Source organism: Anaerolineae bacterium, assembly GCA_013178015.1.
Taxonomy (GTDB): domain Bacteria; phylum Chloroflexota; class Anaerolineae; order DRVO01; family DRVO01; genus Ch71.
The window spans coordinates 36,524-61,975 of record JABLXR010000022.1 but is presented as its reverse complement, the minus strand read 5'-3'; the positions used below and the strand labels follow the sequence as shown (position 1 = coordinate 61,975).

Annotated in this window: 23 protein-coding genes and 1 CRISPR repeat array; of the genes, 2 read left to right on the top strand and 21 right to left on the bottom strand. The window is 66.5% G+C overall.

What is annotated here, in order from left to right:
* Positions 1-6: 6 nt before the first annotated feature.
* A CRISPR array of direct repeats spans positions 7-333; the repeat unit is 37 nt; unit sequence GTTTCAGTATCCTCAGTCGGATCGTTGGGGTTGGAAC.
* Positions 334-657: 324 nt separating this feature from the next.
* The 20 genes from cas4 to HPY83_10045 all read right to left on the bottom strand — a co-directional run bounded on the left by cas4 (position 658) and on the right by HPY83_10045 (position 20,694).
* On the bottom strand, positions 658-1,353 hold the full coding sequence (gene cas4 / locus HPY83_10140; protein NPV08303.1) for a CRISPR-associated protein Cas4: 696 nt from the start codon (positions 1,351-1,353) through the stop codon (positions 658-660).
* Positions 1,331-1,573 (bottom strand): CRISPR-associated endonuclease Cas2, encoded by a 243-nt coding sequence (cas2, locus tag HPY83_10135; protein NPV08302.1) that lies wholly within the window; start codon positions 1,571-1,573, stop codon positions 1,331-1,333. The genes cas4 and cas2 overlap by 23 nt, the downstream gene beginning before the upstream one ends.
* A gap of 120 nt (positions 1,574-1,693) precedes the next feature.
* Positions 1,694-2,758, bottom strand: coding sequence for a CRISPR-associated endonuclease Cas1 (gene cas1, locus HPY83_10130; protein ID NPV08301.1), 1,065 nt, complete (start codon positions 2,756-2,758; stop codon positions 1,694-1,696).
* Positions 2,749-3,174, bottom strand: coding sequence for a hypothetical protein (locus tag HPY83_10125; protein ID NPV08300.1), 426 nt, complete (start codon positions 3,172-3,174; stop codon positions 2,749-2,751). Before HPY83_10125 ends, cas1 begins: the two co-directional genes overlap by 10 nt.
* Before the next feature lie 4 nt (positions 3,175-3,178).
* Positions 3,179-4,075: a DUF1887 family protein gene (locus tag HPY83_10120; protein NPV08299.1), complete on the bottom strand. Its 897-nt coding sequence runs from the start codon at positions 4,073-4,075 to the stop codon at positions 3,179-3,181.
* A gap of 2 nt (positions 4,076-4,077) precedes the next feature.
* Positions 4,078-5,046 (bottom strand): type III-B CRISPR module RAMP protein Cmr6, encoded by a 969-nt coding sequence (gene cmr6 / locus HPY83_10115; GenBank protein NPV08298.1) that lies wholly within the window; start codon positions 5,044-5,046, stop codon positions 4,078-4,080.
* The gene (cmr5, locus tag HPY83_10110; protein ID NPV08297.1) at positions 5,036-5,449 is read right to left on the bottom strand and encodes a type III-B CRISPR module-associated protein Cmr5; all 414 of its coding nucleotides are present in this window, start codon (positions 5,447-5,449) and stop codon (positions 5,036-5,038) included. Before cmr5 ends, cmr6 begins: the two co-directional genes overlap by 11 nt.
* Positions 5,446-6,378: a type III-B CRISPR module RAMP protein Cmr4 gene (cmr4, locus tag HPY83_10105; GenBank protein NPV08296.1), complete on the bottom strand. Its 933-nt coding sequence runs from the start codon at positions 6,376-6,378 to the stop codon at positions 5,446-5,448. Before cmr4 ends, cmr5 begins: the two co-directional genes overlap by 4 nt.
* A gap of 2 nt (positions 6,379-6,380) precedes the next feature.
* Positions 6,381-7,445 (bottom strand): type III-B CRISPR module-associated protein Cmr3, encoded by a 1,065-nt coding sequence (gene cmr3 / locus HPY83_10100; protein NPV08295.1) that lies wholly within the window; start codon positions 7,443-7,445, stop codon positions 6,381-6,383.
* A complete protein-coding gene (cas10, locus tag HPY83_10095) occupies positions 7,429-9,165 on the bottom strand; it encodes a type III-B CRISPR-associated protein Cas10/Cmr2 (protein NPV08294.1) in 1,737 nt (578 codons plus the stop codon). Before cas10 ends, cmr3 begins: the two co-directional genes overlap by 17 nt.
* Positions 9,166-9,170: 5 nt before the next feature.
* Positions 9,171-10,091, bottom strand: coding sequence for a type III-B CRISPR module RAMP protein Cmr1 (gene cmr1 / locus HPY83_10090; GenBank protein ID NPV08293.1), 921 nt, complete (start codon positions 10,089-10,091; stop codon positions 9,171-9,173).
* 274 nt (positions 10,092-10,365) lie between these two features.
* Positions 10,366-11,367, bottom strand: a complete 1,002-nt coding sequence (cas6, locus tag HPY83_10085) for a CRISPR system precrRNA processing endoribonuclease RAMP protein Cas6 (protein ID NPV08292.1) — start codon at positions 11,365-11,367, stop codon at positions 10,366-10,368.
* A 37-nt stretch (positions 11,368-11,404) separates the two neighbouring features.
* A complete protein-coding gene (gene cas3, locus HPY83_10080; protein ID NPV08291.1) occupies positions 11,405-13,795 on the bottom strand; it encodes a CRISPR-associated helicase Cas3' in 2,391 nt (796 codons plus the stop codon).
* Positions 13,785-14,522: a CRISPR-associated protein Cas5 gene (gene cas5, locus HPY83_10075; GenBank protein NPV08290.1), complete on the bottom strand. Its 738-nt coding sequence runs from the start codon at positions 14,520-14,522 to the stop codon at positions 13,785-13,787. The genes cas3 and cas5 overlap by 11 nt, the downstream gene beginning before the upstream one ends.
* 33 nt (positions 14,523-14,555) lie before the next feature.
* The gene (cas7i, locus tag HPY83_10070; GenBank protein NPV08289.1) at positions 14,556-15,623 is read right to left on the bottom strand and encodes a type I-B CRISPR-associated protein Cas7/Cst2/DevR; all 1,068 of its coding nucleotides are present in this window, start codon (positions 15,621-15,623) and stop codon (positions 14,556-14,558) included.
* Between the two features lie 33 nt (positions 15,624-15,656).
* Positions 15,657-17,114 (bottom strand): type I-B CRISPR-associated protein Cas8b1/Cst1, encoded by a 1,458-nt coding sequence (gene cas8a1 / locus HPY83_10065; protein ID NPV08288.1) that lies wholly within the window; start codon positions 17,112-17,114, stop codon positions 15,657-15,659.
* Positions 17,115-17,160: 46 nt separating this feature from the next.
* On the bottom strand, positions 17,161-17,433 hold the full coding sequence (locus HPY83_10060) for a hypothetical protein (protein ID NPV08287.1): 273 nt from the start codon (positions 17,431-17,433) through the stop codon (positions 17,161-17,163).
* Positions 17,434-17,876: 443 nt separating this feature from the next.
* Entirely contained in the window at positions 17,877-18,863 is a 987-nt protein-coding gene (locus HPY83_10055) for a WYL domain-containing protein (protein ID NPV08286.1), read from the bottom strand.
* A 216-nt stretch (positions 18,864-19,079) separates the two neighbouring features.
* Positions 19,080-19,874: an SDR family oxidoreductase gene (locus tag HPY83_10050; GenBank protein NPV08285.1), complete on the bottom strand. Its 795-nt coding sequence runs from the start codon at positions 19,872-19,874 to the stop codon at positions 19,080-19,082.
* Positions 19,875-19,905: 31 nt separating this feature from the next.
* Positions 19,906-20,694, bottom strand: a complete 789-nt coding sequence (locus HPY83_10045) for a tryptophan-rich sensory protein (GenBank protein NPV08284.1) — start codon at positions 20,692-20,694, stop codon at positions 19,906-19,908.
* A 291-nt stretch (positions 20,695-20,985) separates the two neighbouring features.
* Here HPY83_10045 and HPY83_10040 point away from each other — a divergent pair, with 291 nt between their 5' ends.
* Together HPY83_10040 and HPY83_10035 are read left to right on the top strand one after the other, a co-directional pair.
* Entirely contained in the window at positions 20,986-21,975 is a 990-nt protein-coding gene (locus tag HPY83_10040; protein ID NPV08283.1) for a hypothetical protein, read from the top strand.
* A complete protein-coding gene (locus tag HPY83_10035) occupies positions 21,972-24,206 on the top strand; it encodes a hybrid sensor histidine kinase/response regulator (protein ID NPV08282.1) in 2,235 nt (744 codons plus the stop codon). Before HPY83_10040 ends, HPY83_10035 begins: the two co-directional genes overlap by 4 nt.
* On the opposite strand, the gene HPY83_10030 is transcribed toward HPY83_10035, so the two are convergent.
* Positions 24,124-25,401 carry a response regulator gene (locus HPY83_10030; protein ID NPV08281.1) on the bottom strand — a complete coding sequence of 426 codons (1,278 nt, stop codon included), beginning with the start codon at positions 25,399-25,401 and terminating at the stop codon, positions 24,124-24,126. The two genes, HPY83_10035 and HPY83_10030, sit on opposite strands and share 83 nt — an antisense overlap.
* Between the last annotated feature and the right edge of the window lie 51 nt (positions 25,402-25,452).

The window sequence follows — 25,452 nt, the reverse complement described above, 5'->3', positions numbered from 1 at the left end:
GATACTGTTTCAGTATCCTCAGTCGGATCGTTGGGGTTGGAACCCGGCGGCATGGGCGCACCCTGGTCCAGCGCCCAGCGTTTCAGTATCCTCAGTCGGATCGTTGGGTTTGGAACAGTATGCCACAGGAGGCTATCGTGAACAAGCTACAGGTTTCAGTATCCTCAGTCGGATCGTTGGGGTTGGAACTCCTCCACTACCTGACCTGTTTGGTCCAGGTAGTGTTTCAGTATCCTCAGTCGGATCGTTGGGGTTGGAACCGACAGAAACGGGCCGACTGGAACGGGAGTACTGGCGTTTCAGTATCCTCAGTCGGATCGTTGGGGTTGGAACCGAGGCAGTTCGTACCCCTGTTCAAGGCGTATTCGGCTGTTAAGGTGCGGAAAGGCTCTCCTGCTGCCATTCTACGGCCCTCCGCCACTGCTCTCAAGTGCCGTTCGGGGCGTAGTACGGCATTGCGCGCGAGAAGGTCTCAATGCCACTGGATCCCTACCCTTTCTCGCGGCAGCATGACACAACCGGTAGGTGTTGGGCGAGCAGCGCATACTAACGCTGGCCCCCCGAGGGAACGGCGGCACTCGCCCGAGGCCCCGCGCGCCGAGGTTCTCACCAGAGGGCCGCTGGAGGGCTTTCTGGGGCAGGGGTCCGGACATGACGCTACCACAGATCGTTGCAGAACCGGCGGAACTCGCAGGTGCTGCACCTGGCTGCGGACCGCGGCGGCGGAGGCAGAACCTCGCCGCGCACGATTCGATGCATGTCCAGCACCGCTCGCTCCGCCCTCAGTTTGGCAGCCCGGTCCAGCCGTACCGGGATGGCTTTCCTCAGGGGTAGGAGAACGAAGAAGCCCTGGTTGATGCGGCAACCTTCCTGCTCCTCGAGCATGAGGGCGTAGGCGGCCAACTGCAGGCGGTACTGGGGCCCGGGCTCTCGCCGTGTAGCCTTGTACTCCACCGGGTAGGCTCGGACTCCCCCCTCCTCCTCCACTTCTATCAGCGCGTCCAGCCTGCCGCGAAGGCGCAGGCGCTCGCTCTCGGTGATGACGTCGAACCGCTTGCGGGCTTTCCCCTCAACCTCTTGCAGGCCGTAGAAGGCCAGGCCGCGCCTGCGTTCTCGCAGGACTTCCTCCCGATGCTGCTCTAGCCCCTCTTCCATCTTGTAGGTGATGGGGCGCACATCCGGCAGACAGTAGAAGTAGTAAAGCAGCCGAGGGCAGTACCAGTACTGCCTGATCTCGCTGACCCGCAGGTGAAATGGCTCCACCGTGGTCTCGTCAAGGGCTATGCTATGAAGGCGTTCCGCCGCTTCCCTAGCGACGATCTCGGGCCTCTCAAGGTATGTCAATTCGTTCATCCCAATCCTTCTGGCAGATAGTGAAGACCAGCACCTTCGCGCCCTTGGCCCTGCCCACCCGGCGCTTCACTTTGAGGCTCATCTCCTCGATGTGGGTGCGCGCCAACTGCCCGACGAAGGCGCTGTACTGCACGCGATCGAGCCCATAATCTATGAGGATGTCGGCCACCTTCGCGCGCAGCTTGTCGTCGCTTATGTCGTACACCACCAGGCACCGCATCACTACAGGGGTAGGTTACAGGTTATAGGGAACAGGTTACAGGGGCGAAGGCGCGCACCCGGCGCTCCTCCCTAATCCCTATAACCTATAACCTATAACCTATAACCTATCCCCTTCCTCCTACAGCTTCATGACGTAAGGCTCGTAGGTCTCTCGCTCCCTTCTCAGGTAGGCAGCTACCCGTCGAGCCTGGCTCTGGATCACGGCCCCGAGGCTGATGCGCTTGTCCTCGTATGGGGCGTCGGCCCCCAAGCGCCGGAGGACGGCCTCGGCCACGGTGCGTCGGCTGTCGTCGTCTAGCAGCCCGTCCTGGCCCTGCGCGATGGGCATGTTCCGGTTGAACACGGCCACCACGGTGCGGTCCACAGCCAGAGGGCGGAACTCCTCGATCAGGTCGAGGACCATGGAAGGCTTTCCCGGCCGATCGGCGTGGAGGAAGCCGGCATAGGGGTCCAGCCCGGCGAGGACGAGGGCGCGCTCGACCTGGCCGTAGAGGACGCCATAGCCGTAGTTGAGACAGGCGTTGACCGGGTCCTGCGCCCCTCTGCCTCTGCGTCCGGGCCACCCGTGCTTCTGGTCCAGGAGGAGGCCGATTCCCTCCCAGTAGTACTTGGCCGCCCGCCCCTCGGCGGACAGGATCTGGGAGCGGAGGGCGTCCAGGGGGCTATCATCGTCGGCGTCGTCCTCGGGTTGCGGCGTCGCCTTATCGGCCAGGCGCGCGAGCTCGAGGGAGTGATCTTCGACTTGGCCGGCCAGGTCGGTGAGCCGAGCGGCGGTGTCGGGCTCCTTGTCTTTGCGGTTGCGAGCGGCGTAGCGCAGCAGGCCGGCCTGGTTGCGGATTTTGCCCTGGGCCATGGCGATAGCCAGGAGGATGCCGCGGCCGTCGTCGTAGGCGGCCACCTGTCCCCGGCGGGTGAGGACGGTGCCGCTGAGGCCGGCGGAGTAGAGGGCGGCGACGGGCTCCCCGATGGGAGAGAGGAAGTGGATGGGGATGCCCCGCTCGCAGCAGGCGGAGATGGCGGAGGAGGATAGGCTGACGCCGGGGGAGGCGATGAGGACGGACTCGAGGTGCAGCAGGGGTACCTGCTGCAGCTTCTGGCCCTTACGGCTGACGACGAGTCGCTCGCTGTATTTGGTGAGGTGGACGCCGAACTGGTCCACGATGAGCTCACGGACTATGGGCATGGGGTACCTCCGGCGGGGGGAGGGGGTGCGTTGCTGGAGCGGGCCTGGCGAGCTGCATCCCGTTGGCCCTGAAGGTCCAGCGTCTGGGCCACCTCGAATCGCCGTGGCACGCTATCCGGCACTGGGCGCAGGCACAGGTGGGCGGGGAAGTAGCCGCAACGGCCGTGCAGTTCGGCTAGCAGGGCCACGGCGATGGAGTTGAGTGACGGCGGGTTGACCAGAAGGGGCAGCGTCTGCCACTCGGTGGGCGAGAGCCCGCACGCGTCCGCCAATGCAGCGACTTGGGGACCGAGGGGCTGAGCCAGGTCGAGACAGGTGGCGACGGTGATGACGCGTTCCACGGCACAGCCGGTGAGGCGCTCTATCTGCCACAGCTGTTCGTCGGTGAGGGGATGGGCGAAGTTGAGAATGATCATTGTCTCAATTGCCCCGAGTCATCTCGCGCGTAACCACCTCAGTGAGGCTACAGACATCCTCGGCAGACAACCGGGCTTGACGCCCACTTGGCAGGGTAGCCACTGTCACTCGATACGCATCGGCGAGGTCCATGTCATTGTGGTGCATAGGATCGGAGGTGACCAGGAACCTCTTAGTATAGGTTCCGAGCGTCCGCTGTTCAGTGACGCTGCGAAGCTGATCGAGCCCGTCGCTCTTCTTCGCGCGCAGCTTGATCTCGAAGACGCCAAAGGTGCTGCCGAACCTCAAGATTCCGTCCACCTCGACACCATGGCCGATACCAGAGAGCCTCACGTTGGGCCAGAACTCGTACTCAGAGCCGAGGCTGCCCAATACGGTCGCCACATTCCGTTCGAAGTCGTTCTTGAACTCCTCGAGATGCCAGCGGCCCGCGTGCAGCCGAAGGAAGTCGTTGATGGTGAGGCTTGGCGCTATGCGCATCGGGGGCTCGGAGGTGAGTCTGCCGTCCACAAAGCGGAACCTATGCAGCAAATGGTCGCGTGCGCCTGTCTGGCAATAGAAGGCAGATGCACGGGAGCCGGAGTAGCGGGCTGTCTCAAGGGCGGCCAAGGCCATGGCCTTGGTGCCACCAGTCAGATTGATGAGCAACTCGGCCTCTGACCAACCCCGGGTGTCGATGTACCGGTCCAGGTCCGCCATTATCACGTCAACCAAGTACGGATCGGTCACACAGAAAGGTCTCGCCGCTAACTCTCCCAGGTACTCGCCGATGCGATCGGCCATCCATTGGGTCTGCCGGGTGCAAATCAGGGCCACTCGGTCGGGGCCGAAGTGAGCCACCGGCAGCACGTTCGGTATCGGCTGCTCTCCGACCAGCGCCAACATGACCTTCTTGTGCACGGCTAGCTTCCCTCCGCGGCAGCGACGAAGTACCCATAGCCGGCGCTGGTCTTGGCGCCGGCGCCCAGGTGGAGGAGGCCCTGACGTAGCCAGCGGCCAGCCACCTCGAGCAGCTCCCTTGCCTGGTCGTCCCACCGACCTCGCCAGCCGACGGCGAAGACGAACTCGGACCCCGGGGCCACGGTGAGGAAGGTCACCGGCCTGGGGTTCTGAGAGTCCGTAGGAGCGTCACGACCGGCGTAGTACTCGGGGTAGTGGGGGTTCATGATGTCCAGGTCGAGCTTCACTCCTGGCTTCGGCATCCCGTCGAAGAAGATTGCCCTGCCCGCTTCGGCGGTGGTGCCGAAGATGAGGCGGAAGTCGAAGGCGCTGCTGGTGATGTCCATCTCACCCAGCTGCTCGCGCCAGTCCTTCTCCCAGTCGCCTGCAGCGCTAAGAACCTGCTCCAGCTTGCCGAGCTCCTTCACGCCGACCGCCCGCGCCACCTGCCTTAGCCCCCAGGCCCGGGCCACTCCCTTGAGGCCGCTGCCAGGCAGGATGGGGGACCCGTGGCGGCTGAAGGCGAAACCGGCCTCCAGCGGGCCCCCCCGACCCAGGCCGGTTACTAGCCGCCAATCGGTGCGCAGAGCGAACGGGCGCCCGCGGGCGCGCTCGACCACCGCCTGCCACCGCTGGAGACACGCGGTCAGCAGGTCCGCGTCCACTCCCTTGCCTGCCTCAACCAGCTCTCGCCAAGTTTCACCCTTGGGACCTTCGCGGCGGTCACGACGCGATTGCGGATCGAAAGGATCACCCCAGTTGGCCACGAAGCGGTCGAACACCAGGCCCGCGTTCAATGGCCCTCGGCCCTTGACCGCTCGCCACGCGGCGACCGTGTCTTTCGGCAGGGGATAGCTGGGCGGGCGCGGCGCCGGCTGCTGGCGCTCGGGGTGGCGGGATCCGCCACGCTGCTCTGCTCTCCTAGTGCTCATCCCCGCCTCCCGTGGGGAGCTCGGACTCGGCAAAGCGCTTGAGCCACTCCGCCAGGGCCATGGCCTCGGCCGTGGCTCGGCGGTAGTCCTCACTGCTGGCCGTGTTCACCACCCACTGGAGTAGGTTCTGATCTTCGGCTTCGAGCTGCTCCATCACCCAGGCCGAGATATCCTGCAGGAGTTGGACGTGCCCGGCGCTCTTCGGCTGGCCGTTCTCATATCCCTTGGCTCGCAGGAAAGCCAGAGTCTGACCCAGGCCGTTGGTCTGCAGCCTCGCAGGCAGGTCGCGCGCCAGATTGCCGTAGTCCTTGGCGACCCTGTCCTGCTGCTCCTTGGCTTTCTTGACGCAGTCCCAGGCCCGCTTGGCTCGCTCTTGTTCCAGGCTGCGCTGGCGGCTCTTCATCGTCCACCTCCGACAGTCAGGCGTAGGGCCACCCAGCCCTGACCGGTCGTCTCATCTCCCCCCAGCTGCGTGTGCGTCAACTCGCACTCCTCCAGCTTGCCCAGAACCTCCTCGGCGCTGAGCTTGCTCTCCGGCTGCCGGGAGGCCGTAGCCAGTATGGGAGCGTAGAGCAGGGTGTCTGGCGGCAGGCTCTCCACCGTCCACAAGGCGCCGGCTCCTCTCTCGCCTGCGACGGTCTTCGTTTCGGGACTGAGCCTGATGTGGGTCTGCACCTCGGTGGCGTGCTGGGCAAAGTCGCGGAAAGCATCGTCGGAGAGAATGGCGAGCTTCCTGGGCAGCTCTCTCTTCCAGTAATCGTAACCCTCGTCGGGCAGGGCAGTCTTCGCCAGCCAGCCGCCGAGGGCTGCGACCTCGGGGCGGTTGCGAGGGGTGAAGGAGTAGTCCTCCAGCACCACCCTCTTGCCGGCGAGCAGGGCGTTGCCGCCGACCCAGACCTCATCGGCTTGCGGGCCTTCCTCGGGCAGCGAGTCCGGCAGGCCGAGCCCGGCCAGTTCCGCCTGGCGGGCGAATCGCGCCAGGACGTCGGCGCAGGTAGTCCAGGCGAACACTCCACTCAGAGAGCGGACCGGGAAGAGCAGCAAGCGGGCGTCTCCTGGGGATAGGGCGCCGGCGTAGTTCTCCCCAGCGCTGCCGGCACGCCCGAACAGGGCGAGCACCACAGGGTGTTGATCGGGGTCTTCGCTTCCGTCTGCATAGTGCTCTCGCACCAGGGCCCGGAGGCGCCCCTTGAGGCTACTGGCCTGGACCATGGGGTACCCGGTGACTCGCTCGCGCTGGATGGGAAGGTCTACCCCGCCCAGCCCGCTGCCGGTGCCCGCGTGCAGGGGCGTCTCGACGTAGATGAACAGCATGCGCTTGCCTTCGTACATGGCTAGTCCCTCCATTCCACGACGATGACCTGACCGAACCCGATCTCGCCGCCCCACTCCGTGACGGCCTGGTTGATTAGCTCCGATCGGAGCTGTGCTGATCCCGCAGTGGTGAAGTAGTACACGCTGCCGGCCGGCACGAAGCGCCGACTGGCCTTCTGCCTGCCGGCGACCCAGTCGAAGCCGCCGATGGTCTGGTAGCCCTTTAGGGCTACTGCCTCCAGCGTCACGGGGCCATCGAAGAAGGTGGCCCAGTCCTTCGGTCGCCACCCCCGGCTGAAGTACGAGGGGGTGGCGAAGTAGAGCCGGAACCGCTGAGGCAAGGGGCGGGAGAGGTCCAGGCCCGGCCATTGGGGAGCGCTCACCTGCCAGAACTGGGCCGCCCTGCCCTCGCCTCCGATGCGCATGTGCCCCGCAGCGGGCCAGTCCCGATAGCCCTGCACTTCCACCCACAGCCCCACGTCTTTCCGCGGGCGGACGAACTCGGCCTGATAAAGCCTCTCGGGCACGGTACCCCCGGTGCCCTGGTCACGCTCGATGCCCAGGCGGGACTCACGCTGGAAGAGACATCCGTCCTCCAGCGCCACGGCGCTACCGCCGCGGAGGACGCTCATCAGGTCCTTCTCTGCCAGCCACCGGCCCCAGCCCTCCTTCTCTGCCTCCTCTCGGGGGAAGAGAAGGAGGGGCAGCTCGTCGCCGATGCTGGTTACCACGTCGTCGGGCGGTGGGGCTGGGTCCACCGGCTGGGTGGCATTGCCGTCCTTCTGCACTTGCACGTCGGCGGGTACGGGGTAGTAGCGCTCGACGCGGTCGCCATCTCGCCGGGCCACAATCGGCCCGCGCAGCCGGAGAGGACCGTAGTCCTCGGAGGTGCCTACGGCGGCGGCGATGGCGGCTGGGTCCTGCAGGTCTATTCTTTTGAGCACCAGCTCATGCGAGCGGATGGCGCCCTGGATGACGGTGGGGTGAGGCGGGAAGAGACTCTGAGCTCGATGGTCGGAGCCCGCATTGAAGGGCTTCCCATCTCGGAAGAGCCATATGTCGGTGGGTTCAAGAAACAAATGCATCTGAGCCCCCTTCTGCTCCGGCGAGGAAGCGCGCGATGATGAGCCACTGTGCCAACCCCTCGACCGTCTCGGTCAACGCCTCAGCCCACCGGCCGAGTGCTTCGGTCAGTGCGTTGGCCTGCTGGCCTGAGAGCGCCTCGGCGCGGCGCCCTACCAGGCGCCTGAGCTCGGCCCGCAGCATGTCGTTAGCGTCAGGTATGGCGTAGGCAAGTTGCCAGATGTCGTAGGGGAGCCGAGCGGAGAGCTTCCTAGCGGCGAGGTACTGGGTGACTTGGTCCAGGTTGGCGATCACCGAGCACCACGGACCGCGGGCGGTGATGGCTTCGCCCCCGCGGCGCATAAGGGTGACGCATACGGCGTCTTTCCCCGGAATGTCCTTAGCCAGGTTCTGGGCTTGGTGTGCCTGTTCCAGCGCGGCGTCCAGCGGCGATAGGTGGTGGGCGATGGCGATGCCGGCGGAGGCAGTGGCTGCGGTGACCCGATGGAACTCCTGCGCCAGTTCATGGGCGAATGGGAGGGCGGAGGAAGCCGGTGCTAGGGCGAGGACGTCGTCACCGCCGTTGTAGACCAGGCTAACGGAGTGCAACGCCGCGACCTTCTGCACCACGTCGGCGAAGTCCGAGAGCTTCTGGCCGAACTGACAATGGGCCTCCTGAGGATTGCCCTCTTCGAGCAGCTTGGATATGTGCTCTCCCACGGAATCGCCGTCGAGGGCGACAACGGCGTAGTAGGGCGAGGGGGGAAAGCCGACCGTCCGGTGTAGCTTCTTCAGTGCCTGGAGCGGCGGCCCCAGGGCGGCCGTCTCGATGCCGGAGCGATAGCTGGCCTGCAGGCGCTCGGGGGTGAGGGTCTCCTGGAAGAGGAGGTCGCCATCATAGGGCCAGTCTGGGTCGGTCCTGGGTTCGTGCAGCCAGCGGCCGAGAAAGGTGCCTAGATCCTGTCGGTATGCCTGCAGCTGGGCTGGTGCCTGCTCGCGGGCGGCGTCGAGGAAGGGTTGGGAGGCGATGCTGCTGGTAGAGAGGAAGGAATCCCGGTGGGGCCAGAAGCGCTTGACGGTGCCGATGGCGTCCAGCCGCTCGCGGCCGAACGGCCGCAGCAGGGCGCCGGTCACTCGGGGCAGGTTGCTTACCTGGCGCCAGTAGTCGCTGGCTCTCTCCCCCTGACGGTGTAGGGCCTCGCGCTGGCCGCTAAGGCTGTCTTTGGTGCCCCACTCCTCCGCGGGGAGGAAGAGCCGGCTTCGCTTGGCGGCGTCCAGGGCGCGGCTGGCCTGCTGGTAGGCCCCCTTGTAGCCATCCGGCCCTATCCTGGCGGCGGCCCAGAAGCACTGCCAAAGGTAGCGGGGCGCGGTTTGCCGCCGCCATATGGATTGCCAGCCTGGGTCGTCGTGGCCTGGGAGACCATGGGCCAGCGCGTTGCCGCCGGCAGCGGCGACGATCTGGCTCCAGCGCCGGTGGAGGGCGTCCTCGGCGGCCCGTCCAAGGTCTGCAGCCCGTTCTCTCGGGACGACGGCGACGAGCTTGTTGGGTGTGTCCGACTGCTCGCCGCCACCAGCGCGGGCCGGGTAGACGATGGTACTGCCGGCACAGGCGATGGCCTCAAGGGCAGCCCGCGCCAGTTCGGCCAGTATGCGGCTTCCGGCGTACAGGTCCGCGGTGCGCCGGGCCTGGGAGATGAAGCTCTGGATGGGGCTGAAGGTGAAGATGAGGACTGCATGGCTCATGTTGGTCACTCCTCTTGCCCTGCGTGGCGGATGGAGAAGTTGGCCTTGAGAAAGCCCTCCACGCGATCATAGTCCGCCCTGGAGAACCGGGACGGCAGTATGATGAAGAGGAGCCCATAGGTCCGGCCCGTCGCTATCGGCCGCACCCAGAGAGGTGAAGCCTGGCGCGGACTGATCCCCCCGAAGGCCGGGTTCCTGGGCACCTTAGACATGAACTGGCGCACGGCATCCATGGCCGAATGGGCGCGTACGTCGTAGACGCGCACGGTCGTCGCCCCGCCCAAGCAGGGAAACTGAGCCGGCCCGGCGGGAGAACGGACGACGGCCATGCTCTGGTCTCGGGCCAGGAATCGGGCGGCGGCCACCGCACCCTCGATGGCCTCCTTGACTCGCCGACGCCAGCCGGAGATGGAGTCCGGCGATGGTGGAACCAGCTCCGGGGCAGTGGAGCGCACAGCGCGCAGGGTGCCGTACCCTCGCCGGGAGCGAAGACCAACGCCACCGCACGTGAGCATTAGGTTGAGAGCGGCGCAGCCGGCTTTCCAGGTCGCACCTGAGCCTAGCTCGGGCGGCTGCTCCAGCACGAGGTCAAACGTCTGATCTGGGCCGAAGGCGCGGCGCTGCCCGCCCTCCCGGGAATGGCCGTTCTGCTTGTGGGGCAGGATGGGATACCGGTCGGCCTCAAGGTTGCCAGTCAAGCGGACGGAGATGGGGGAGGCAGCTACAGTGCTCCCGAACACGCGGCTTTCTAGCAGGCGCAGGGCATCTAGGTCGCCATCGCCCAGGACACCTCCGAGCGCCGCTCGCAGCCAGTACCGCATGGCGCCGCGGAAGGCGGGCGGACGCAACTCGGGCGGCTCCTGTGGATCAGCTCCGCCGAGGAATAGCGGGGTTACCGTCTCTAGGGTGAGCTTCAGTTCGGGCACGTTCACCTCCATTGCGCCAGAGGCGCTGGGGGGCGAGTCGGGCTCCGGGCCGCGGATGGCCAAAGGCGCCCGCTGAGGGCCTGCGGCCGGGGTGTGGGTTACAGGTGGCCGCTTCTAGAGCTTCTCGCCCGGCGCTCTGTCGCTTCCCTGTCATGTATCCTTCTCATCCTAGCTCGGCGCCGCGAACTGGCCCGGGCACCGAGCTACAGAGACCCGAAACTTGGACGCCCGAGGGAGCACTCCAGCTAACCACTCCCCACTCCCCACTCCCCACTCACCACGCCCTCCGCACCGCAAACCACCCATCCCCCTTGACCGCGTTCTTCCCCGCGTGCAGCAGCGTCCCCCACACTAGCCAGGGGGTGAAGGGCTCCCAGTCGTCGGCCTCGTAGGTTACCCGGCCCACCAGCCCGCCGATCTCCTGGCCCCGGCCCAGCCGACCGCTGTACCCCCGCAGGTCCACCCAACGGGTCCTGTCCTCGACCAGGCGCACTGCCCGGGCCCGATCGCGCAGGTCGCCGATGTCGTAGGGGACCGGGCCGCCGCCGAAGTTCTCGGCCAGGCTCTTGAACCGCTCCAGCAGCCGCTGGATGAGGGGCCGGAACTGGGGCTCTTTCACCAGCCGGCCCCGGTCCACCAGCCGGAGGGGGGTGAGGAGCTGGAGGGTGAGGGGCCCCATGGTGGGCAGATGCGCCGCCGCCTGCTCGACGTCCTCGTGGGTGACGGGGAGGGAGGGCACCTGCACCACCTTGTCCCCCTCGCGCAGGACGGGGGCGGTGTGGCCTCGGAGGGGGTGGACGGCGTCTATGCGGATCACCTGGGCGGTGCCGCGGCGCCAGTGTCCGTCGCTATCCTCGCGCCTTTGGCCCAGACCCTCGTGGGCGAGCCGGTCCAGGGCCAGGACGACGTAGGGGAAGAGCTGGCCCGCCTCGCCCACGAGGAGGAGGTCGAAGGCGAGTTCCTCGTCGGGGAGGTAGTCGGCCTTGGGCCCGAGGGGTGGGTTGATGACGTAGGGTCGGGGGGCGTCTCGGCCGAAGGTGCCGCGCTCGTCGAGGGTGGAGACGAGGCGCATGACGGGGCAGACGGTGCTGACGGGGCACTGGGAGCAGTGGGGGGCGGCCTTGTTGGCGCAGAAGCCGGACCACTGGGCGTGGGGGTGGTCGTAGCCGCGGATGGCGGCGAAGAGGGCCCCGCGGATGGCGGAGCCCTTGTGCTGGTTGAAGTGGATGGGGGTGAGGGCTCGGCAGGTGATGTGGAGTTGGTGGGTGGTGAGCATGGGGCATGCCTCACGTACAGCAAGTAGCCTACTCAGGTCAGCAATCGCCCGGATCGTCCTCACTCGAGCTACCCGATCCCTCGAATAGCAGGCCGAGCTCAGAGTTGTAGGGAACGTGCACCACAGGTGGAGTGTCGCCATCGCGAGGGGTTGCCAGGGATAACCCGCGCAAGGCGCAATAGCGCCGCCAGGAGATGGGCACCAGCAGCTCGTTGGCCCTGATAGGCTCCGAGTCCTGAAGGGAGAAGAAGTCGTCGTGCAGGTCGGCAGGAAGCACCTCGATGCTGTCGAAGGCCCGGTAGAAGAGATCCTCCAGAGCCGGGTCGGCATCGAAGGGGCGCATGGCGGTCACGCAGGTAGCGGAGAACTCGCCGGCCGAGTGCTCGTACTCCTCCTCCCAGGCGACTGCCGCCGCGCCAGCGTATGCTTCATCAAGCCAGTCGCCGACCGCACTTTCATCCACCTCCCGGCCGTTGACCTTCTCCAGAACCCGCAGGCCGCTGCCCACCAGCTCTTCGGAGTAGATGCCTTGACCGTCGGCAGGCTCGCGGAAGATGTGCACCGGCGCCAGGTCGCCGTGCCTTCCCCTGCGGTTCACCCGGCCGAGGCGCTGAACCAGAGCTTCCAGAGGCGCGGGGTCCGAGTAGACGGTATCGAAATCAACATCGAGGCTGACCTCGACTACCTGGGTGGCCACCAGCACTACTGGCCGCCTGCTGGTGCTAGCCAGGCCGGCGCTCTCCCGAACCAACGCCTCCTTGGCCAGTCGGTCCTTGAGGTGAAACCGCCCGTGCAGCAGCTCCACGTGCGACCCCTCGTGCGTGAGGAGCCTGCGCAAGAGGCCGTAGACCTCCTGGGCCCGGCGGACCACGTTGCAGACCACCAGTACCGACTTGCCGGCCCGGGCGTCGGCCGCGATCCGCTGCAGGTTGCCAGCTGTAAGCACCTCCCCATCCAGCAGGTGAAGGCGGTGACGCCGGAAGCGCTCGTATGCGGCCGCGTCGGCAACGATCTCGGTGGGGGCGTCCAGTGCCTTCTTCAGCCGCTCCCGGACGAGGGTGGGCAGAGTGGCGCTCATGACGAAGAAGCTGGCGCCGTAGTTCTCCCGCAGGTAGGCCACCGTCTCGAGAATCATGGCCAACCGGGCGGGCTCGTAGGCGTGTATCTCATCAAAGATGAACACAGCACCGTGGTAGTCGCTCAGCTGGGCCTCGTAGCCCTTTAGGCGGTACATGGCCTTGAGTATCTGGTACGGGCTGAGCACTCGCACCGGGGGGTAGTTGAGCCGGGCCAAGTCGCGGGCGCGTCGGGCGTTCCTTGCCGTCTCTCGGGGGTCATCGCCTTCCTCAAGGAGCATGCGATACAGGGAGAGCAGACTGCGCCCGTGCTGCAACCCGACGTCGGCTGGGCCGAACGTGCTATCCAGGCGCAGCTTCATGGCATTCATGCTCGCCTGATAGGGCAGAGTGTAGAACAGGCGGCTGGGGCTGCCGTCCGACTTACCCTGGGCGGCGGCCCACAGTAGGCCCGCCTCCGTCTTGCCGCTGCCGGTAGGCGCGATCAGCACGGCCGAGCCTGGGGTCTCGCTGCTGGCTACCTGGTGTGCATCGAGGTTGGCCCACGTCAGACCTCGACTTGCCAGCACTCGATCGGCGTCGAACCGGGGTCGAGGCAGGGGCCCGGCATGGGCGGAGGCGCTGTGGTCGGCGTTGATGATGTGTCCTCGGAGCGCCAGGGCCGCAGTGACCTCTCTCGCGGCGGCGCCCTGGCGCAGTTGCCTGACGAAGCGCTGATACACCCGGAGCCAGTGATGAACCCGCTGCACTCCGCTTTGTCGCACCAGTGCTAACGCCTGGCTGGCGTCGCCGTACATTGGGGGACAGGACACACCTAGACGATCGAAGCCCAGATCGTTGACCCAGCGTTGGCTGCAGGATTGCAGCCAACGCCATAGGCCGCGGACGTCCTCGTCCGGCAGGTCAGCCACCGCAGCCAGCAGCTGATCTTCTTCCGGGTCCTCGGGTGGGTCGTAGAGCTCAGCCAGTTCGCTGGCATCCTTGTGGTGGGAAGCGACCGCGGCCACTAGCCAGGGTTGCTCTGACTGGCTGAACCCCAGCACGACCCAATCGAGGAATGCCAGCGATAGCACTTCGTGACGGTGTTCCCACCGTCCCTGGTTGCGCAGCACCTCCTGGAACTTGGCGGCGACCTTGCCGAAGTCGTGCAGGAAGGCCCCCCAAAACAGGACACGCCAGAGGCATTCGAGGCCCAAGGATCCGGGCAGACCCGGCCTGAGCCGAGCAAAGTCGGCCAGCCGCTCCAGGGTCTCCCAGGTGTGCTGGGCCAGCGTCTCGCCCTGGGTGCCGCCTCTGGGCGGGCTCTTGGCCCAGACGTGGTCGAGCCAACTGGGCCACGCCTCAGGTGGCATGGGCTTCCTCCAGGAAGCCGTGGAAGGCCAGGCCCAGGTGGGCACCGTCGTCCTCTTCCGACGCGGGGTCTACCCAATACAGCCGTTGCTGTTCCTGAGCGAAGCGCCGTCCTTCCTCATTGGGAAGCCTCACCCTATCCGTGACTACCAGGTACTGCTGGAAGTGAGGACGTCGGTTGTGGGCGTAGTCGAGGAAGCGGGGCATCAGAACAGCCAGCCCGCGCTGGACCTCGATGGCCATTTCGTGGGGAAGGATGGTGTTCTCGAAGTAGGCGCACTCTGCCTGCTCGAGCTCGACCACCTCGATGCTGGTGTAAGTGAAGAGGTCTTGCGAACGCCCCAGGGCCACGGCATAGCGGGGGCTGCGGAAGGCGCTCTCCCACTCCGGTCGGTTCACGTACAGGGTGAGCCGGGGCCGGAAGAACATGTCCCGCTCGAAAGGATTGACGTTGCCTTCCAGCACCTTCGGGTAGTCGGTTCCTTTCAGCTTGCCGGTTGACGCACTGAGCACGATGACGTGCTCGATGTCCCTGACCGTGCCGTCGTGGTGGAAGTGGTAGGCGAAGCGTACCCCTTCTGGGTCGAACCACTCCCCCAGAGCGCTACTGATGTGGCCGTAGATTGTGGCCGGCGGCGGCATCAGGAACGTGGGATGGACCTGCAGCATAAAGAGGGGGTAGCGGAAGGAGGTGGTGAGCCCTTCCGCCACTACCTTGAGTACCCGCATGTTCCACCTCCCAGGAGGCACTGGGCGCCCGGCTCAGTCGAGCCAGTGAGGATTGCCCTTCAGGTCCGAGATGAGTGCCTGGTAGGCCTCCCGCGGGTGGCTTATCTGGATTCTGCTGCCCTCGGGGGTCTGGGCGAAGGCCTCCAGCTTGGCTCGCTCGTCATCCAGGTACCCCTTGACCCAGCCTACGTACACGTCCGACAGGATGTCGTCGGCGAACACGGTCAGGGCTTCCCTGAGAGCATCGAGCTTCAGTTCGGGCAGCCGGCGGGAGTTGGCGCCGATGACGTGTCCGAAGACGTGGTTGCCGCCCTTGGTGACGGCCATGACTACCAGAGCTGGGGCTACGTCCGTGTAGTGAAGAGTCTGCTTGGCCCCCCCTTCCAGATGCGCCAGACCCTCGAAGAGGGCCACGACCCGTCGCAGGCGTTCCTTGCGGGGGAGGCGGTAGCATTTCACAGAGTCGAGCCGCTCGAGCCCCGCTTCCTGTGCCTGGCGGAGTCGTTCCTCGTCGAGGTTCAGGTACCCGGTTCGGTCAGCATAGGAGAAGGTCCCACAGGCGCGCAGATCCAGGGAGTAGAGCCCCTTCAGAGTGGTGCGATAGAACTGGTGCTCGTGAGGTACCGGGTCACCCTCCTGCCGAGACATAGTGCCAAAGTCTTCTGTGATACTCACCGGCGCGATGGAGACGAGGGTGCTCACCCGGAAGGGCGACACGCGAGTCACGGTTTCGGTGGTGGGCGTTTCATCCGCCCGGGAAGTGTCGGCTTCCCGCTTCTCGCGGGCCGAAGCGCGCTTCGAAGGAGCCCGCATGTAGCCGAAGAGGTCATCATCCCACCACTTGATGGGGTTGGCGTCGGTGTAGGCGACTTTCTCCTCGCGGTAGACAGGTGCTGCCTGCCAGCCCAGGTGTGCGCTCTCCAGGGTCCGCCTCAGCCAGTAGCGGAACGCCTGGGCTGACACGTAGGGATAGGCGCCATCGCCAGCGCGGATCATCTTCACACCGACCGTGTTGTCGGTACGGGCTCCCGGAATGCTGCCCAAGTTGTTGAGGGCGGAAGCGGGAGCGTCTATCAGCATCAATCCGGTAACGAACGCCATCGTGAGCCTCCTCTCTGTTCTGTGTGCTGTCCTCTACCGCTCGGTGGCCTCAGCCTCAGTCGTGAGTTCGGTGAGTGTCTCGCGGTTCTGTCCCAGCCAGCCGGCCTCATATAGGCGCTCGACCATGCGGATCAGAACCAGGTCCCGAGCCAGTCGCCAGTCGGCCTGGGCGAGCTCGTCCCCCTCTTCGAAGACCTGGATGTACGGCTCTAGAGTGACCAAGGGCGGGTGACCCCGCCTAACACTCTGCAGGTTGGCTTTCACCAACAGGTTCCTGAAGTAAGGATATCTCTGCTCGGTGAAGAAGCCGCGGAAGAAACCTCTGTCGTTCTCGGAACTGATGTACTCCGCCAGTCTGTCGCCAAGAGCGCGAATCTGCTCGATCCTCTCCTTGTCCACGTTCATTATCCTCCTCAAGAAGCGCTCAGTGATGTCCCAGGAGACCATGCCGGCCTCTTCTGCCAGCGAATACTCCCCCCGCGGGTCCTGCGCGCGCCCTCGCGCATACTGCGCTGCCTCGCGCAGGAGGTAGGTGCGTACGAAGAACCGGGCGTTATCCGGAAGTCCGAAGAGGTCCTCGTACAGGTAGTTTCGGCCCGGCTCGAAGTCCTCACCGGCACCGCGCCCGGGCCTCTCCCACGCTCGGTTCACGATCGTCTGCCACTTGCCTCGGTACTTAGCGGTGAACATCTCCGCTAGAAAGCTGACGACCTGCGAGGGCAGATGGTACATACTCAGGTCCGCGCCCTGACCGGAGTTGGTCAGATGGTAGGCGGTGATGGAGAAAGGCTCCTCCGAGGCGACGGCCTCGCGCTGCATCCGCTGCGCGTTGAGCAGGGTGGCGATGAGCAGCGTGCGATAGGAGAGCCGCGGCTCCGGCATCTTGGTACTGCCCTCGGCCTGGGCCAGCTGAATGAGCCGACGGTTCTCCTCTAGGAAAGAGGCGGCGAAGTGGTAGATGATCTCCTCATTGTCCGAGTGCACGGCGAGCAGACGGCCGCCCACCTTGGCGGAACCGAGAGGAAGCGCTTGCAGCGCCAGCATGGCTGTTCCCGAGACCGGGACGCCGGCGTCGCCGTAGGGATGGAAGTTGATTACGCCTTCGCCGGTCAGCAGGGGGATGTGCTGGCGGAAGGCACGACCGGGCGGGACGTCGTCCCTGTCCTTGAAGATGACTGCTGCTGCCGGTTCCCCAGTGAAGATGCAGGTCTCGTCGTCCAGAGGAAGTGCGCCATAGGCCCCGAGAACGCTCTGGGCGTATGCGTGGCGACGCTCCGGCGTCTTCTCGAATGCCGGCTGGGTGAAGCCGGAGTTGGGGAAGGCCACGGTCAGGAACGACTTGAGCGGCTGACGCACATACTCGCGAGCCATGTAGGTCGCGATCGCCTCCAGGTCCGACTCTACCAGGTCGGCGGGATCCCTCTTGCCCGCGAACGCGGTGATCGTGGCGACCCCTACGTCATACAAAGGATGGCCAGTGTACCTCAGCACGGCTTGCCTCCAAGTAGCGATGCAGCATGTCCTCAGCGACCGAGCATCAGTTCAGCACCAATTGGTGGAATGGCGGTGCTGTGCTAGAATCGAGTTGCAGTTGGAAGCCATGGGGTCCGAAGAGGTCCTCACAGAAGCCCTGTACCCTGGGCAGGCATGAATGGGGCAGCAGCCAAGCTCTCCTCGTGGGGTCCCAGATGGCTTCCGGGAAGCCCTGTCGAAAGCGATCCAGAATGAAGTCGAATTTATGCCACTCGCCGATTCTCTCGAAGCGGATGGCGAGGGAGGTTGTACTGAGAAGGACACGACCGTAGCCCATCTTGACCTCCGGTAGGGAGTGCCCACGCCTAGTCTCGTGGTCGGGCCAATCATAGCACACTCTCCGCTGTCCGTCAAGAGAGCATTTCGATCCGCGCCAGGATACTGAAAAACGCCTAGTCTAGTGGTCGGATACAGGACCGGGAATCGATCCGCTTCGAGGATGCTGTCGCCGCCAATCTCGACCACTCCCGCTACTCCTAGCGCGTACGCGAGCCATCTGCTTCGACGCCCCCGGTTCCAGGGCAAGCGCATGCCTCTGGGGAGCGCCTGCGCAGACTGCATCGTGTACGAAGGATGGCCAGTGTACCTCAGCACCTCGATCCACCTCCTTGCCCGGCGCGTGCCTATTCAGATGAGCGTGAAAGGACGCCGCAACTATAGGCCACCTCCCGCGGATTTTCAATCCCCCTAAGGTATTACCCGGGTACTGATTGCACATGCTTACCGCATCTGCGACGCGGCCCGGTGTTCCTCTGCCACCCGCTCCCGCAGCCAGGCCGGCTCCAGCACCTGCACGTCCCGCCCGTACCACAGCAGCCAACGCACGAACTCCGGCGTCACCCCCACCTCGAACCGGACTTCGTACCGGCCGTCGTCCCGCACCTCCACCTGCTGAGAGGGGTGCCACTCGTCCTCGGCCACCCACCTCCCCGCCTCCGGTGAGAACTCCAGCCGCACCCTCTCCGGCTCCCCCGCCGCCCCCCACATTAGCCCCCAAGCGGCTCCCGCCATCCCCTGCACGCTGAAATCGTCCGGTACCCGATACCGGTCCGGCAGGAGCTCGGCCTCTACGATCCGGTCCGCCTTGAAGGTCCGTACCTCATTCCGGAGCTCGCAGTAGGCCAGCAGGTACCAGGACCGGTTCTTGGGGAAGAGGCAGTAGGGCCGAACCACCCGGTCCTGTACTTCGCCCTCCCGGCTGGCGCTGGCGTAGGCCAGGCGCACCTTGCGCCGAGCGGCCAGGGCCCGGTGCAGCGCCAGCAGCCAGGCCTCCAGGGCGTTGTCGGTGCACCCATCGGGCGGGGCCGATAGCTCCCGGAGCAGGGGGCGGAACTCGGGCGGGAACACCGACTCCAGCCGGCCGATGGCGGAACCCAGCTCGGCCGAGTCCACCCCGAACTCGCGCCCGGCTTGGGCGGCCAGCAGCAGCGATAGGGCCTCGGAAAGGCTGTAGTGGACTACGGGAAGCCGGGGCACTTCCTTCAGGTAATAGCCCTGCCGCCGGCGCCTCAGGTCCAGGTTCAGCCGGTAGCGGATCACGTCCAGGTCGCGCTGGATCTGCCGCTCCCCCACCTCGTACTTCTCCGCCAGGGCCCGGCGAGTCCAGTGCTCCGGTGCGGCGCTGATGTGTTGCAGCATGTCCAGCACTCGCGCCATGCGCCTGGTCTCCGGCACTCTTCCCTTGCCGGGCAAGCGTTCGCTCGACATGGCTTCACCCCCCTGCCATTAGCTTAGCACGGTAACGGGACCCATGTGGGTCGCGTTATTCCGGGCGTTCGATAGGCATCCGGGATTCTAAGTCGGGGCGGGGCCCGGCTGCCTAGGCCAGGGTTACGAGCGCCGAGGCCGGCCCGGCGCCCTCTTGGGTTCGGGAGTGGTGTGGGGTGGGGCATGGCGAGGCTGTTGGGGTCGGGCGGGTAGGGCCTACCAGGGCCGGCGGTCGGGCATAGGGACGGGCTGTTCCAGGCCGTCCACGGGGATGTGGCGGCCGTTGATCCAGTGGGCCCGGGGGGAGGCGAGGAAGGCGATCACATCGGCCACCTCCTCGGGCCTCCCCAGCCGGCCCATGGGGAACCCATCCCGGATGTAGGCGGCGAACTGGTCCGGCTTCTCCCGGCGCACCCGGTCCCAGCCGCCTCCCTCGAAGAGGATGGAGCCCGGGGAGACGGTGTTGACGCGGATGTTGTCGTGGACCAGCTCGAGCGCGAGGCGCTCGGTGAGGAAGATGGTGGCAGCCTTGGAGGCGCCGTACTGGCCCGTACCGGCCAGTTGTGGCTCCCAGCCCGAAATGGAGGCCACGTTGACGATGGCGCCGCCCCCTCGGGCCCGCAGGTGAGGCACCACCAGCCGGATCAGGCGCACGACCTGGAAGGTGTTGGCCTCGAAGACGAGACGCCACTCCTCGTCGGTGGAGTGCATCAGGTCGCCCCCCCGGTTGAAGCCGACGTTGTTCACCAGGATGTCCACGCCTCCCAGGCGGGAAGCGCACTCCTCCACGAATGCCTCCGCCTGTTCCCGGCGCAGCACGTCGGCCTGAACGGCGACGACCCGAGCGCCCCTTTCGAGCAGGTCCCGTTCCGCCTGGCGCAGGTCTTCCTGGCCGCGGGCACAGATGCCCAGGTGACAGCCCTCATCGGCCAGGGCGCGGGCGGTGCTCAGGCCGATGCCGCGGCTGGCGCCGGTGACGAGGGCGATCTTGCCGTGCAGATGCAGGTCCATCTCGATCCTCTTGAGGGTGGATGGGCGAGCCCTAGCGGGTCAGCGCAGGGGCCACCTCCGCGGGCTGCTTGCCGCCCGTCAGGCTAGCGGCCAGGGCCAGGACGACCACCACCAGAAGCAGAGAGACAGTGACGGTTATTGACCGGGTGGCTGCCTGCCTGACGGCGATGCCGGAGAAGGCCCACACGATGACCAGGTTGTAGGCGATGTCGCGACGGGTGACGCTGTTAGCGGCCGCCAGGGCGGCGGCCACGGCGAGCATGATGATGGTCCACGCCTGCTGGCTGATACCGAATCCACCCCAACCGAGGTCGTACAGGACCACGGCTACGTTAGCGACGGTGGCCACGGTGATCCAGCCGAGGTAGAGGCTGAAGGGCACGTGGACGGCCCAGAACTCACGGCGGTTGACGACGCGGCGGCCGACGTTCAGGCGCAGGTAGATGGCGATGAGCGAGCCCAGCAGCACCAGCATGACCAGGAGGCTGAGCGGGAGCACCTCGTAATGCCAGAGGAAGATCCAGATGGCGTTAGCCAGCCCCGAGACGACGTAGAACCAACCGATGCGGTCGAGGAGCGAGTCCTCTGCCTCCCGGCGGCCGGGCATGGCCTGGTAGACGCTGAAGGCGATCAGTCCCAGGTAGATGAGGCCCCAGATGGAGAAGATGTAGCCGGCGGGAGTGAACAGGACGGGATAGCGGTCGGAGATCTCGCCGGTGGTCTGGTTGTTGATAGGTAGAGCGTTGGCGAGGGCGTTGACGACGATGACGACGAGGGTAGTGACGACGTTGGCGACCTGACGGATCTGCTGACGGTCCATGGTTCCTCCAGAGCGGGCGCGAGCGCGATATCTCGTTAGTGGTGCGGCGAACGTGCCCCATGGCGGACGCGGGGGAAAACCACCGGTGCCCGCTGTATGATAGGGGCGACGACGGCAGGGCTCAAGCCGGTATGGGAATACGGGCCGATCACTCCGTCCGCACTCGGCAGACCGCGTCCGGCCTGGGCAGGCAGGGTCGCTTGCCCCCACGCCTGCGGTTGCAGGCTGGGGCCGATGGGGCATGATGGGGACGCGACTGGGTGGTGACGTGACGACAAAGGGGGACAGAGCATGAAGCTGAGCGACTGGCCGGCCTATCCGCATCAGGTGGACGCGTTGGTTCGGCGTTGGAGGGAAGCGCACCCGGGGCTCATCTCGGTGGAGGCCCTGCCTCAGTACACCCGGCACCGGGTCTACGCCCTCACGGTGAGCGACGGGCCGGATGACCAGCAGGACAAGCGGGGGCTGATCTGCGCCGTGCCCCACGCCCACGAGCCCGCCGCGACCGTGGGCATACTGGACTTTGTGAACGAGCTCCTGACCGGCCAACACCTGGACCGCCGCCCGAGCGAGCTGGACCGGGAGCGCATCCTGCGGCGCTGTCTGCTGACCTTCATACCGGACGCCAATCCGGGGGGCAGGGCCCGCTCGCCGCAGCCCTACTGGGATGGCCGCAGCCTATCCAACAACGACTTCCTGGATGTGGCCTTCGGGATAGACGCTCGCACCGAGGGGAGGTTCAAGCGAGTGGCCCGCTGGAGTATGCTGGAGGACGTGCCGGCCCGGCTGGGGATCGTGTACGAGCAGGTGAGCGAGCACGAATACGTGGAGCCCAACCGGGACGAGGGCTCGTCGCTGGTGCGCCTGAGCCGGGCCATGCAGGCCAGACACCGCTACCACTGCCAGGTGCACCTGCACCAGACCGAGTTCGACTGGCAGGGGAAGGACCCGACCAATTGCATGGCCATCCTCCCCGCGCTGCAGGACGAGTTGCCCGAAGGGCTGCAGCGGCAGAACCTGGCCCTGGCGGGGCGGATGATCGAGGCTTGGCGGGAGGTAGGAGGGCACCCGTTGCCGGAGCCGCGCCCGTTCGGGTACGGGGAGCCGGCCCGGGGCTGGTTCGTGCGCTGCTGGGGCGAGGTGCAGCGGAGGATGCCGGACGTGCTGGTGGAGGTGCAGAACAACAACCGCAACACGGCGCCCGTGCAGCAGATGGCTCTCTGCTCGGCGGGCATCCGGGCGGCGGTGGGGTGGTTGGTGGTGGGGGCGGAGGAGCGGTGACCACGACCTGGGGGGAAACGGTGAAGGCGGAAGTAGAGCTGCCCACGAGCCCGGGCGAGGTCCAGGAGCTGCTCAGGCCCGCGTTGGTCCGCGTCTCCGGCCTCTCCATAGCGGCATCGTACGGTTGGTTCTTGTGGGGTCTGGTGGCGGGCGACAAGGATGCCAACTGGTGGATGGCGGCGCCCAGTGTAATGGCGGGGCTGTCGTCGGCGTTGGCGCTGGTACTGGCCCGGCAGTACCGGATCGCCGTCGGCATCGTCGTCGGCGGGCTCAGCGCGGCGGCTCTGGTGGACGCCGTGGTGGGGGGCGGGCTGGTGGGACACTGGCTGGCGCTAACCACCATACTCGCGGCCGGCGTACTGGCGGGGCCGGTGATGACTCTGGTGCTAGGGACTGCCGTGGCGATCCTGGCCGCGGTGCTGGTGCCCTGGCCCGGGTCATGGCCTCTCCTCCGATCGGCGTTCACGGGGGTAGTCCTGGTCTGGGCGGTGGGAGGGAGCCTGTTCGAGGCTCTGCGCCGGGCCGAAAGAGGTGAAATGCGGGCCTGGCGGCATGCGGAAGAGGCGATGCGCCGTCGGGGCGACCTGCAGCGGACGTCCAAGGCCCTTCGTGACATGTACGCCCTCCTGGAGCGCACCAACCGGGAGCTGGAGATCGCCCGGCGGGAGGCGGAGGAGGCCAGGGAGATTAAGGCGCGTTTCGCCGCCAGCATCAGCCACGAACTGCGCACGCCTCTCAATGTGATACTGGGCTTCAGCCGGATCATGTACCGCTCGCCCCGCGTGTACGGGGACGTGAACTGGACTCCGGAACTGCGGGCGGACGTGCGCCAGATCTACAACGCCAGCCGGCACCTCCTGGACATGATTGACGACATCCTCGACCTGGCGCGGATCGAAGCCCAGCGGCTGCCCCTGAAGCTGGAGCGAGTGGACCTGGCCCAGCTGATCCACGAGGCCGCCGACACGGCCAGGGGCCTGCTGCGCGACTCAGAAGTCGCCCTGGTGGTGGACGTGCCTCCGGAAGTCCCGGAGATGATGCTAGACGGCACCAGGATCCGGCAGGTGCTCCTGAACCTACTGAGCAACGCCATTCGCTTCACCGATTCCGGGCAGATCGTGGTTTCGGTTCGGGTGGATGACAGCCAGGTGCACGTGGCTGTCGCCGATACTGGCGTGGGCATCGCCCCCGGGGACCTGGCGACCGTTTTCGACGAGTTCTCCCAGGCCGGCAGCGATGTCACCGCCGGGCGGGGCGGCGCTGGGCTGGGGCTGGCCGTGTGCAAGCAGTTCGTGCAGCTACACGGAGGGAGGATCAGGGCAGAGAGCCAGCCGGGCCGAGGCAGCAGGTTCGAGTTCAGCCTACCGCGGGCGCAGGCACGGGGCGGACGGGCCCGCCTGGCTTACTACGCCCCCGAGGGGTGGTCGCCGCCGCTGCCGGAGGACTCCGCGGGGGACTGTGTCGTCGTCCTCAGCTCCCACGAGTCCGCGGGCAGGGTGGTAGCCCGAGGAGTGGCGGATTGCCGGGTGTTGCCTCTCTCGGATCTGAGGGCGCTGCCGGCGCTGGTGGAGGCTGAGCACCCCCTGGGGGTGGTGATCCTGAGAGATCCGCTGGCGGGCGGGGAGGGTCCCTCAGCTGAGGACATCTGGGCGGTCACCGGCCGCCCCGATCTGGGTGTGGTCGAGTGTGAGGTGCCACTGGAGGAGGCCGCTCGACGCTCCCTGGGGGTAGATGTCTATCTGACCAAGCCAGTACAGCCGGAGGAGGTGGCAGAGGCCATCAGGCGGGTGAGACCGGGCGCCGCCAGGCTGCTGGTGGTAGACGACGATGCCAGCTTCCTGGCTCTGCTGGAGAGGATGCTCAAGCTGACCCTGCCTGAGGCTGACGTCCGGACATGCGAGGACGGGAGCGATGCGCTCCGGTTGGCCCGCGAGCAAGAGTTCGACCTGGTGATCCTGGATCTGGCCATGCCGCAGCTAGGGGGAGTGGCGTTCTTGCAGAAGGTTAGGGAGGAGAGGCTGCTCGCAGACGCGGGCTTCATCGTCACTACCGGGGCGCCCTACGTGGAAGAGCTGGCAGCGGCGTACCCCACCAGGATGTACTTTGCCCGCAAGGCGCCGCCGCGGAGCGACCGGTGGCTTGGGTGCATTACTGCCGTCCTGGCGGCCGTTCCCCCGGACTACTCCATCCCAGCGCCTGCGCCAGCGCTTCCAGCAACTGCTCGCCCGTGATGGGCTTCTTCAGGTAGGTCTGGGCCCCCAGGCCGGCGGCCAGCCCCGGCTCCCTCAACACCGAGCACACTATCACCGGCGTCTGCCTCAGAGTAGGCCGAGAGCGCAGCGCCTGCAGAAACTCCCAGCCATCGGTCCCCCGCATCATGACGTCCAGGACGATGACGTCGGGCACGAACTGCTGCAGGGCCGCCTCGGCTTCGTCCGCCGAGGCGGCCATGTGCAGGAGGAAGCGCCCGGGCGAGAGGTAGCGTTCGTAGAGCTGGCGCATGCCCTCGTTGTCGTCCACCACCAGGATGCGGGCGTCTCTCTCCGCGCCCAGCTCGATCCAGACGCCAGGACAGCCGGCCTGGTCACCTGGCAGAAGGGCGGCATTCCCTCCCTGCGCCGACAGCAGCGCTCGACACTCGGCGAGGCCGCTATCGAGCGAATCCACCTCCGACCGCGCGATTGGGGGTCGGCAGCGTATCTCAAGCCCGAGGATGCCGGCCCGTTCGGCGGGCTTGAGGCTCAGGGCCCGGGGAGCGCTCTCGGGGCAGCATTGGAGCAGCGCACCAAGGCAGGATATGACAGCTTCTCTGGTCAGGGTGCGATCGCAGAGGGCCGCGTAAGCGTGCTCGTCCGGATAGAGCCGCAGCTCCACCTGGTAGCGCTCGGCAAGGGCCATCGCAGGCGCCTGAAGGGCTCGCAGGAGCTCCGCCAGGGGCACGCGCTCGAGCTCGACCCCTAGGGCGGCCACCTCGGCCAGGACGGCGCTCTGCTGCCCGGCCTGGTCGCCGGGTGGTGGCTCCGTGGGACTGGCTTTGCCCCTGCGGTCCCAGAGGAGGATGGCCAGGGCCTGAACGGATCTGCGGATGTCGCGGCGGCACTGGCGGGGGCCGATGTGGAGGCGCCGGGCGACGTCCGGCATCGGGAAGCCGTCCACGTAGCGGTAGGTGAGGGCCAGGTAGGGACGCCGGTCCAGCCCGGTGTCGGTGGAGCCGCGGGGCGGCTCCATGCTGTCAATGGCGTCCAGGAGAATCTCCCGCAGTCCCTGGCCCGGCTCGGCTCCCTCGGGCATGAGGTCAGCCAAGACCAGGTTGAGCCGGTGCCCCAGGAGGTAGGCAGGATCGTTAAGGTGGTTGAGGGCATCGCGGATGAGCTCGGTGAACCACGCAGGCGGTTGGATCGGGCTGTAAGGATCGGAGATACTCATGACGGGGCCATTCTGGCGGCTTGTCCGAGTTCTGTCCATTCCATGTCCGCG